At 62.4% G+C, this 9,472-nt stretch carries 11 protein-coding genes; 6 read left to right on the top strand and 5 right to left on the bottom strand.

Annotated elements, in window-relative coordinates:
- From M1B34_RS28690 to M1B34_RS28665, 6 genes are all read left to right on the top strand, one after another.
- A partial coding sequence (locus M1B34_RS28690) for a hypothetical protein (protein ID WP_268266901.1) occupies positions 1-138 on the top strand: 138 nt, incomplete at its 5' end.
- A gap of 246 nt (positions 139-384) precedes the next feature.
- Positions 385-747, top strand: coding sequence for an NUDIX hydrolase (locus M1B34_RS28685; protein ID WP_123328727.1), 363 nt, complete (start codon positions 385-387; stop codon positions 745-747).
- A gap of 206 nt (positions 748-953) precedes the next feature.
- Entirely contained in the window at positions 954-1,256 is a 303-nt protein-coding gene (locus M1B34_RS28680) for a hypothetical protein (RefSeq protein ID WP_123328728.1), read from the top strand.
- Positions 1,257-1,324: 68 nt separating this feature from the next.
- The gene (locus tag M1B34_RS28675) at positions 1,325-1,756 is read left to right on the top strand and encodes a HEAT repeat domain-containing protein (RefSeq protein WP_268266898.1); all 432 of its coding nucleotides are present in this window, start codon (positions 1,325-1,327) and stop codon (positions 1,754-1,756) included.
- 32 nt (positions 1,757-1,788) lie between these two features.
- Positions 1,789-2,094 carry a hypothetical protein gene (locus M1B34_RS28670; RefSeq protein ID WP_268266897.1) on the top strand — a complete coding sequence of 102 codons (306 nt, stop codon included), beginning with the start codon at positions 1,789-1,791 and terminating at the stop codon, positions 2,092-2,094.
- A 76-nt stretch (positions 2,095-2,170) separates the two neighbouring features.
- Positions 2,171-2,506, top strand: a complete 336-nt coding sequence (locus M1B34_RS28665; RefSeq protein ID WP_268266896.1) for a hypothetical protein — start codon at positions 2,171-2,173, stop codon at positions 2,504-2,506.
- A gap of 10 nt (positions 2,507-2,516) precedes the next feature.
- Here M1B34_RS28665 and M1B34_RS28660 read toward each other — a convergent pair whose 3' ends face one another.
- From M1B34_RS28660 to M1B34_RS28640, 5 genes are all read right to left on the bottom strand, one after another.
- Positions 2,517-4,859, bottom strand: a complete 2,343-nt coding sequence (locus M1B34_RS28660; RefSeq protein WP_268266895.1) for a putative bifunctional diguanylate cyclase/phosphodiesterase — start codon at positions 4,857-4,859, stop codon at positions 2,517-2,519.
- A gap of 277 nt (positions 4,860-5,136) precedes the next feature.
- Positions 5,137-5,556 carry a group I truncated hemoglobin gene (locus tag M1B34_RS28655; RefSeq protein ID WP_425273553.1) on the bottom strand — a complete coding sequence of 140 codons (420 nt, stop codon included), beginning with the start codon at positions 5,554-5,556 and terminating at the stop codon, positions 5,137-5,139.
- Positions 5,556-6,419 carry a DUF3034 family protein gene (locus M1B34_RS28650; protein WP_268266894.1) on the bottom strand — a complete coding sequence of 288 codons (864 nt, stop codon included), beginning with the start codon at positions 6,417-6,419 and terminating at the stop codon, positions 5,556-5,558. The genes M1B34_RS28655 and M1B34_RS28650 overlap by 1 nt, the downstream gene beginning before the upstream one ends.
- Before the next feature lie 5 nt (positions 6,420-6,424).
- Positions 6,425-8,782 carry a putative bifunctional diguanylate cyclase/phosphodiesterase gene (locus M1B34_RS28645; protein ID WP_268266893.1) on the bottom strand — a complete coding sequence of 786 codons (2,358 nt, stop codon included), beginning with the start codon at positions 8,780-8,782 and terminating at the stop codon, positions 6,425-6,427.
- Positions 8,766-9,446: a methylamine utilization protein gene (locus M1B34_RS28640; protein ID WP_268266892.1), complete on the bottom strand. Its 681-nt coding sequence runs from the start codon at positions 9,444-9,446 to the stop codon at positions 8,766-8,768. The genes M1B34_RS28645 and M1B34_RS28640 overlap by 17 nt, the downstream gene beginning before the upstream one ends.
- Between the last annotated feature and the right edge of the window lie 26 nt (positions 9,447-9,472).

The following is a 9,472-nucleotide window of genomic DNA, read 5'->3' as shown; positions in this document are numbered from 1 at the left end:
CCAGCCGGCGGCCAAGCCACGCCGATGAGCTACACCGGCAAGGATGGCCAGCAGTACGTGCTGGTGGTCGTGGGCGGCCACGGCTCGCTGGGCACCAAAATGGGCGACTACGTGATTGCCTACAAACTGCCGAAATAAGCGCCAACGGCCGTGTTGAAACAGGCGGCTACCTTCGGGTAGCCGTCTTTTTTTGTGCCTCGTTCAAGCCGCTAAGCAAGGCTCGTTTAACTGTTTCAGGCTTTTTCAGGCTACGGAATGACTTTTGGCATCGTTTCTGCGTCGAAGCCAAATATGACCATTTTGTGACAGTTTGATGAATGCTCCTGCCCCGCACCGCATTCATCCAGTGCAGCCCTTGCTCCAGCCGCCCATGAAGGTGCATCCATGAAAAACAGAGCCACCGTGATCTGCGCGCAAGATGGGAACATTCTTCTGGTGCGCAAGGACAAGCGCAAATGGGCCCTGCCCGGCGGCAAGGTCGAACCCGGCGAGTCGCCCGCCGAAGCCGCTGCCCGCGAACTGAGCGAAGAGACCGGGCTCGATGTCCAGGAACTGCTGTACCTGCTGCAATTCAGCAGCGGCAACGTGGTGCATCACGTGTTCGAGGCCTCGGTCAGCAACCCCCAGGATGCGCGCCCGCAAAACGAGATCGCCGCCATCCAGTGGCGCCCGTATGCCGTGGCCAGCGAGGTGGATGCAAAACCCGCCACCCGGACCATCATCAGTTCGTTTTTACGGCGCCTGTAACCCCCTCAGCCCACGCCACCGTGAATACAGACTTTTCCTACCCCTCGTAGCGGACGCCACAGCTTGTTCCTCCGAGCGCCCCTGAGTATGGTTTGGCCTGTCACCGCCCCTTCATTGGCAGACGCGCGCCCCCTCTCTGTTTGCAGCCCGGCGCACCCCGCGCCGCTTTGTGGCCCCTCCCATCACGACGAGCCGGCATCCACACCATGACAACCCACCCAGGTGATCGCGCACCTGCCGAGCAGCGCTATATGTCCCTCACCAGTAACGACTGCAACATCCCCGCCTTGCTGATCGACACCCAGGTCCCGCTGGATGTTCTGCATGAAGCAGCGGCCCACCGCATCCGCGCTGCCGCCCAGTTGCTGGAAAACATCGCCAGCCACGACGACCTCCACAACAACCCCGCGTTGCTCCAGGATTTCGCCCAGTTGTGCGTCATCCCCCTGCGCGACGGTTGCGACCTGCTGGATGTGCTGGGGCGGCGCCTGCAGGAAAAGATCCTCTAACCGCAGAAACGGGCTGGGAAGCCTCGACGAAATAGGGCAGCATCGGCCGCCACCACCGGAGAGGCATCATGCACAGGGACGACGCGGACAAGGGTTTTGAGCAGTTGGAACACTGGCTGGGCGACTCGCCAGACGCCCCCTGGAATGAATACATCACCGAGCACGTCGCCAAAGGCGTGCTGCACCAGTTCTCCCCCATAGCGTGGCAGCAGCTCGCCGATGTGCTGCTGAACAAACCCGAATACTGGCAACAACGCTGTGCGACCGCCCTCGGGGAAGCCCCCACGGCACCTTGCATCGCCCTGCTGAAACGCCTGCTGGCGCAATCCCCCTACCTGGATGTTCGGGTCCTGGCGATCTACCACCTCGACTGGTGCGAGACACCCATCGAGCAGCAGTACCGTTCGTGCATCCAGGACGTCATCGCCAGCTTGCCCGCTGCAGAGGTCGAGCCTGAACTGACACGCCTGCTGGCCAAAGCCGAAGCCGGCGCCCACTGAATGCCTGCCCGGCCGATACAAAGGAACCACCCTTGTTCGACTTGAACCTGCTCACGGGAAACATCCGCTTCGATGACCTCTCGCACCTGACCGATCAGCCCCTGGCCCGCCAACTCGACGCACTCAAGGAAGACCTGCTGCAGGTCGAATACCCAGGGCAACTGCTGCTGGACGTGGGCTGGTACCCCGAATTCGATAAAGACGGGGCCTTTCGAGTGCTGGTGATCAAGGACCAGGACTGGCAGCAGCCGCTGTCGAGCCAACAGGCCCGGAGCCTGGCAGCGTTGCGCGACCGCCTGGTTCAGGCCCAGGACCTGCTGAGCGCGTTATGTCCGTAGCAATGATCGAGCGCCGCCTAACACCATCGTCCCCGATGGCTACTTCCTTCCGTCTTCATCCACCGACAGGATCGCCATGAGCACTGAAAAACCGGCTTCATCCACCCCAGTCCCCGTCTTGCTGGAGGCCAACCAACAAATCGTACTGCCGGGGCCGGTGGCCCTGGAGGCGTTGCGTGAGATCGAATACATACTGATTTCGCTGCGCAAGATTTCAGATCATGCCCTCTTCAACCCCGAGTTCGATTTCGATGCCGCCACGGCCGGTTTCGTGGTCGATGGCCAGGTGCGAAACCGCCTGGCCAAAGTGCGCAAGCTGCTGTCCGAACGTTTTGACAATAGCCTGGGGGCCGATGACATGGGCGATATCGAGCGCTATGTAGAAGACCTGGCGTTCTGGAAACCGGCCTGAGCACAGGGGCTCAGACCAGTACCCGCGACTTCGTCAGCCAGGTTTCGAATGCCCTCGCATCCAAGGGCCGGCTGATGAGGTAACCCTGGGCGGTGTCACAACACCAATCCTTCAGCAGCTTGAGGCTGCCGGCGAACTCCACCCCTTCCGCCACCACCTTAAGACCCAGGTTGTGGCTCATTTCGATGGTCGAGCGCACGATCACCGCGTCACCGCTGGTGTCGTCCAGGTTGCGGATAAACGACTGGTCGATCTTCAACTCCTGCACCGGCAAGCGCTGCAACTGCGCCAGGGACGAATAACCGGTGCCGAAATCGTCCACCGACAGGCTGATGCCGCAGCCACGCAAACGCTGCAACACCGCCAGCGCCTGTTCCGGGTGACGCATGATGGCGCTTTCGGTGATCTCGAACACCAGTTGCCCGGCCGACACCCGATAGCGCTGCAAACAGGCATTGACCCGTGTCGCCAGCCCCTCGTCCTCCAGGTCATTGGCCGAGATATTCAGCGATAGCTGCACAGACAACGCCCGGCGATTCCACTCGGCCAATTGGCGAATACCCTCCTCAATGACCCAGGCAGTGAGGCTGCCCATGCTGCCGGTGCGCTCCGCCAGCGGGATGAACTCTGCCGGCGAGACCACACCAAACTCGGGGTGCTGCCAACGCAGCAAGGCCTCGGCCTGATGCACATGGTTGTGGCGAAGATCCAGTTTGGGCTGGTAATGCAGGAACAACTCACCCTCCGCCGCGGCCCGGCGCAGGTCGCGGATCAGGCTGATCTGGCGCTGATGAGCCAGGTCGCGATCCTGCTGGTAGATCTGCAAATAGCCCGAGGCACTGGCGGCGTCGTGACGGGCAATGGCCGCGCGGCTGATCAACTCTTCGGCGGACTGGCCATCCGTGGGGTAAGCCGCCACGCCGATGCAGATCTGCCGCCGCACTTCGTCGCCATTGATCACCTGAGGCCGGCTGAGCAACGCGTGCAAGCGATCGGCCATGGCCACCGCACCATCGACCTGGGTGTTTTCCAGTAACAACAGAAACTCATTGGCGGTGATGCGCGCCGCCGTGTCGCCCAGGGACAGCGCCTCCGAGAGGCGTCGACTGGCCTCGCGCATCATCTGCTCCAGTCCGTCAGGACCGACCCCTTCATTGATCGCCCGGTAGTTGTCGATCCCCACGTACAGCAACACCACGCTGCGGCGCGCGGCAATCGTGCTGCTCAGGCGTTCCATGGCCAAAGCGCGATTGGGCAACCCGGTCAGCGGGTCGTGCAGGGCGTTATGGGCCAGTTGCCGTTCACGGGTGGCAATCGCGCTTTGCATGGCGTTGATCGCCTCGGCCAGCACCCCGAACTCGTCGCTGCGCCGGGCCACCACCGGGGTCTGGTAATTACCGTCACCAATGCGCCGAGCCGCCAGCGCCAGCCCCTCAAGCGGCCGGGACACCCGACGCGCCATCAGCAAGGCCGCAAGCAGCGACAACAGCAAGGCCACCAGGGCGATCCCCAGAAACTGGCTGTCCAGGGGCGCAAAGGCTTCCAGCGAATGCTCCAGGGGGCTCTGCAACAGCGCCAGCACCTTGGGGTCTCGAGTGTCGCCGGTGTTGGCCAGTTGCAGGGCCTTGTTCAGGAAACGCTTGCCATGGACCTCGCTCAATTGGGGCAGTGCTTCCCACACCGAGTCGCCCAGGGCGCGGATAATCGAGGTCCAGAACGGCGCCTCCTGGGTGCTGAACAGCTCACCAGGCGTCTGGTTATCCACCGCCAGAAACGACACTTCCAGGTTGCTCATGGAGCGCAGCTCCTTGGCGAACTGGTCATCCATGGCAAACCCCATGACCACTCGGGCGATGGGCAACGGCGACAACACATCCCCCTGCACCAACAGAAAAGGCCGACCATCGATGGCGACGATCAGCATGCTTTTGTGTTGTCGCAAGGCCAGGCGCAAGGCCCGGTCGTAGGGAAAGGGTTGATCGCGAACGATGCTCGCCAAGGTACTGGCGATCACTGTGCCCTGCGGGTCGAGCACGAACAGTTGACTGGAACGAATACCGCTACGGTGCTGCCCCAGGGCCGCGAGAATATCCGCCGGTTTGCCACTGAGCACGGCACGGCGGAACTCCGAATCCTCCACCAGCCAGTCCACCCCGTGCTGCAGATTGCGCCCACGCAGGTCGAGCAGGCGTTCGAAGACCCGGGAGCCGATGTTCAGTTGAATCTGCGCCTGCTTTTCCACCGCCTGGTTGGTGGCGGTTTTCACCGCGAAATACACCGCACCGATCAACACCAGCAGCAGTACCGCCAACACTCCGGCAATCCGTGCCTGAAACGTCTGGCGCCACCTCATGAACGGGGGCTCGACGGCGCAGCAAACCGCTGCACAGCAGACAACAGGGCCGTGGGCGAGGCTCGCCTCACGCTGAAAAATCCGTTCTTCATACCCAGTCCTCTGAGGAGCCGAATGCGAGCGTCAAATAAATGCCTATTTCAATAAAAGGCAGACAGCTCGATCAGATTAATCCTCTAGAAGCGGAAGATCACGTACTAATACGGGGGCTCAGGCAGACATTTAATTGACGACAGCGTCTAGCAGCCCACCTAAGTGAATCTTGGAAAACACCCATTCAGCGTTCGATGACCTCGCCACGCATCGGCGCCAGGCGAGCAATCAGACGGTTCTGCACCGGTACCGCGATGCCCTGGCTGTCCATCGAAGCGATCAGGTCTTCCACCAGAGCGTTGAAATCGCTGCGGCTGACATTCTGTCCCTTGTGGCTCTCGGCCATGGTGTCGCCGGTGTAGGTGCAGGGACCACCGCTCTCGAAACAGAACTGCTCGATCAACTTGTCTCGCAGGCGCTGGATATCGATCTTGCGAAAACGCTCGACGATCCGCGGGTCGCGGGCAATGTTCAACAGCATGCCTTCGACGATGCGAGTGATCCCGGGGAGCTGCCCCAGGTCTCGGTAGAGGCTGTCATCACGGGCCGGTTGCTGCGCGCAGGCACTGAGCAACAGCGCCAGGATCAAGGGCAGGACACGCATCAGAAACTCCCCTGCAAGGACAGATAAGGCCCGTTCTGGTGATCCAGGGTGGCGATCTCCCCCAACCGCGCATACGCCAGGACGATCGACAGGTGTTTGTTGGGGAAGTAGCCAAGAAACAGGTCGGCCCAGTCGCTTTCCCCGGAGAACGACAGGTTGTCGGGTTTCTCCCGGTACTCCACACCCAAGGCCCAGCGCGGGTTGAACAACACCGCAAGCGAACCTTCCTTGAGCAGGCTGCGGCTGTCCCGACGGTCGCCGCCAAAACCCAGCAACCCGGTTTCGTTGGCCCGGCTGTAACGCACACCACCGTTGAGCAACAGGTTGTAGCCAAAGGCCGCGCCCACCAGCAGGCGACTCGCGCTCAGGTAGGCTTCGCTGTCGCTGTCACGGCGTGCGCCCACCAGGCTGGGAATCAGGAAATTGCGCTGATGCTTGTATTGCACGCCCAGGGACACCTGGGGCAGCGAGTCGTAGATCAGGTCGCCGAACAACCGCACTTTAACCCCGAACACGTCCTGGCTGAGGTTGTCCTCGGGCAAGCCGAGCTTGTGCACCAGAGAACCCAGGTCGAAACGCTGGCGGGCGAAGGACAACTCGACACGGTTGTCATACGCCAGCGCCAGGCCGGCCACATCCAGGCGGTAGTCCGGCAAGTTGACGCGGGTGGCAAAGGCGCTGGCACCCCATTCGCCCTGCTCGCCATAACCGGTGAGCACCGCCCAGGGCGTGATGCCGCCACCGGCAGCACCTTCGATACTGCTGGCGCCGCCTGTGGCCAGTAACCGGCCGTTGTCCGCCAGGGCCGTGGCCGTCTGCAGTGCAGCCAGGCAACCCAGTAATACCCATCTACGTAGAGTCATAAACATCAATGAACCAAGGAAGTCTGTGCCGCCAGGGGTAAAGCCACCCAGGCCTCGAACGCCGCCGCACTCAGCGGCCGGCTGATCAGGTAACCCTGGGCAGTGTCGCAATGCCAACGCTCAAGCAAACGCAGGCTGTGTTCGTATTCCACGCCCTCGGCCACCACCTTGAGCCCCAGGTTGTGGCTCATCTCGATGGTTGAACGGACGATCACCGCATCCTCACTGGTTTCGTCCAGGTCGCGGACAAACGACTGGTCGATCTTCAACTCTTGCACCGGCAGTCGCTTGAGGTGGGCCAGGGAGGAATAGCCGGTGCCGAAGTCATCCACCGACAGGCTGATGCCGCAGTCACGCAAGCGATGCAGCACCTTCAGCGCACGTTCCGGCTCCTGCATCACCGCACTCTCGGTGATTTCGAAAATCAACTGCTCGGCCGGCACCCGACAGGTTTGCAACAAGGCTTTGACCCGCTCCACCAGATCGACACCGAGTAAATCCTGGGCCGAGATGTTCAACGACAACTGCAAGTGCAGGCCCCGGCTGTTCCACTCTGCCAATTGGCGCATGCCTTCGCCGATCACCCAGTTGGTCAGGCTCTGGATGCTGCCGGTGCGCTCGGCGAGGACGATGAACTCCGCCGGCGAGACCATGCCGAACTGCGGGTGCTGCCAGCGCAACAGGGCTTCGGCCTGGCGCACTCGACCCTGGCGGATATCCAGCTTGGGTTGGTAATGCAGCAGCAATTCGCCGTTGTTGGCGGCGTGGCGCAGGTCGCGGATCAAGGTCACCTGACGTCGATGGGCCAGGTCCCGGCCCTGCTCGTAAACCTGCAAGCGCCCCGGCATCTGCGCCGCATCTTTCATGGCGATGGCCGCCCGATCGAGTAACTGCTGGGCCGACTGGCCGTCTTCGGGGAAGGCCGCAATGCCCAGGCGACAGTCCAGGGCCACATCCTGCCCGGCCAGGCGCTGGGGCTTGAGCAGCAATTGCTGCAACTGGTCGGCAATGGCCACGGCGCCGTCGCTGCCGAGGTTTTCCAGCAACAACAGAAACTCCCCGGCGATCAGGTGCGCCACGCTGTCGCCAGGCCGCATGGCTTGCTGCAGGCGTTGCCCAACGTCTTGCAGGGTCAGGTCGACCAGCGCCGGGCCACCGGCCTCGTTGACCGAGCGCAGGTTGTCGATGCCCAGGTAGACCAGCGCCATCGGCCGCTCGGCGGCGATCGAACTGCCCAGGCGCTCCATGGCCAGCGCCCGGTTGGGCAACCCCGTGAGTACATCGTGCAAGGCGTTGTGGGCCAGTTGCGCTTCCCGTTCAGCAATGCCGCCCTGCATCGAGTTGATGGCCTTGGCCAGCAACCCCAGCTCATCACTGCGGCTCAGGACCACGGGGGTCTGGTAATTGCCCTGGCCGATGCGTGCAGCCGCCTCGGCCAAGGCGCGCACCGGTTGCGACACGCTGCGGGCCAGCAGCAAGGCACCGGCCAGGGACGCCAGCAAGGCTGCCAGGGCGATCAGCAGGATGCGTCGGTCCAGGGGCAAAAACACCTGCATCGCCGCATCCTGGGGGCTCTGCAACAGGGCGATCACTTGGTGGTCATTTTCATCCTGGCTGCTGGCCAGGGTCAGGGTCTGACTGAAGAAGCGCTGGTGCAAATGCTCCACCAGTTGCACGTCACGGTGCTGAACGTTCTTGAGCATCAGGTTGACGATGCTCTCGCCCATGGCGCCGGGTTGGGTACTGACCAAGGCCCCCGGCTGCTGCATGTCCACCGCCAGGAACGATACCTCCAGGTTGGTCAGGGAGCGCAGTTCCTCGGCGAAGGCCTCGTCCATGCTGAAGCCCATCACCACCCGGGCAATGGGCAGGGGTGCCAGCACGGGCGCTTCCACCAGCAAGTGCGGCTTGCCCTGTACCGGCACGATCAACATGCTCTGCCGGGCACTGCGCGCATCGCGCAAGGCTTGGTCAAAACGAAACAGCGAACCGTCCGGCATGTTCTCCAGGGTGCTGGCCAGCACGTGCCCGTCCATGCTCAGGAGGATCATGTCGCTGGCGCCGATGCGCTTGCCGTGGTTGATCAGCACCGAGCGGATGGTCGGCGAATCACCACTGGCCACCGCATCGCGAAAACCGAAGTCGGCCGCTAGGAGTTGCACGCCATCGTTCAAGCGCCGACCGCGCACTTCCAGCAGACGCTCGAATACCCGGGTACCCACCGCCAACTGCTCATAGGCCTGGGTGCGCACGGCGCTGTTGGTGGCGGCCTTGACGCTGAAGTACAGCGCGCCGATCACCACCAACAACAGCAGGATCAATACGCAGGCGACCCGCGCCTGGAAACTACTGCGCAGTTTCACTGGCAGCTCGCTTGAAGGCATCGCCAAAGGCGCTCGGCGCTGGCGGCGTGGGCATGTCTGCGGACAGCGGCTCCAGGGTCAGTTGAAAGGTCTGCTGCGCCCCCTGGGCCGGGATCTGCACAGAGCCACCAGCCTGGGGTTGCAGGTCACGAACCTGAGGGTGCCACAAGGTGGCCTGGTAACTGCCCGCTGGCAATTGCTCCAGGGTCAGGTTGCCCTGGGCGTCGGTCACACCGAAGCGCGGATCGTCGGTGACGTAGATATAGCCCAGCATCCAGTCATGGATGTTGCAGCCGAGCACCACCACACCCGGTTTTTCGAACAGCACCGGGTCTGAAGGCGTGCCTTCATACAAGCGCAGCTCGAAGCGTTTGGTCGGCGAAAAGGAATACACCTGGTGACGGATATTGTCGCTGTTGGGAAACTTCACTGGGGTGCCAGTGTGAATGGCCAATACATGGGGCGCGAACTCTTTGTCGCGCTGATCCATATCGGCCTTGAGCAGGCCGGCAGGCTGGCCGAGGGGGCCCTGCAAAGTGACGACCGCGTCTTTTACCGGACGGCCGGTAGCGTCAAGCACCTGAACCTGCAGGTTGGCCGCGCAGGCAAACGCACTGACCAGCCACAGGCCGGCAATCGCAATACTGGAGTGAATCCTGGCCATGCAAATCCCAAAAACTTGATAGAACG

The organism is Pseudomonas morbosilactucae (genome assembly GCF_023241715.1).
GTDB classification, from domain to species: Bacteria; Pseudomonadota; Gammaproteobacteria; order Pseudomonadales; family Pseudomonadaceae; genus Aquipseudomonas; species Aquipseudomonas morbosilactucae.
Note: the sequence above shows the minus strand (reverse complement) of the source record. Positions and strands in the feature narration are given on the sequence as shown.

Bases quoted from the DNA above. Each gene is read 5' to 3' on its own strand.
- M1B34_RS28685 (WP_123328727.1), top strand. From the start codon at position 385: ATGAAAAACAGAGCCACCGTGATCTGCGCGCAAGATGGGAACATTCTT.
- M1B34_RS28680 (WP_123328728.1), top strand. From the start codon at position 954: ATGACAACCCACCCAGGTGATCGCGCACCTGCCGAGCAGCGCTATATG.
- M1B34_RS28675 (WP_268266898.1), top strand. From the start codon at position 1,325: ATGCACAGGGACGACGCGGACAAGGGTTTTGAGCAGTTGGAACACTGG.
- M1B34_RS28665 (WP_268266896.1), top strand. From the start codon at position 2,171: ATGAGCACTGAAAAACCGGCTTCATCCACCCCAGTCCCCGTCTTGCTG.
- M1B34_RS28660 (WP_268266895.1), bottom strand. From the start codon at position 4,859: ATGAGGTGGCGCCAGACGTTTCAGGCACGGATTGCCGGAGTGTTGGCG.
- M1B34_RS28655 (WP_425273553.1), bottom strand. From the start codon at position 5,556: ATGCGTGTCCTGCCCTTGATCCTGGCGCTGTTGCTCAGTGCCTGCGCG.
- M1B34_RS28650 (WP_268266894.1), bottom strand. From the start codon at position 6,419: ATGACTCTACGTAGATGGGTATTACTGGGTTGCCTGGCTGCACTGCAG.
- M1B34_RS28640 (WP_268266892.1), bottom strand. From the start codon at position 9,446: ATGGCCAGGATTCACTCCAGTATTGCGATTGCCGGCCTGTGGCTGGTC.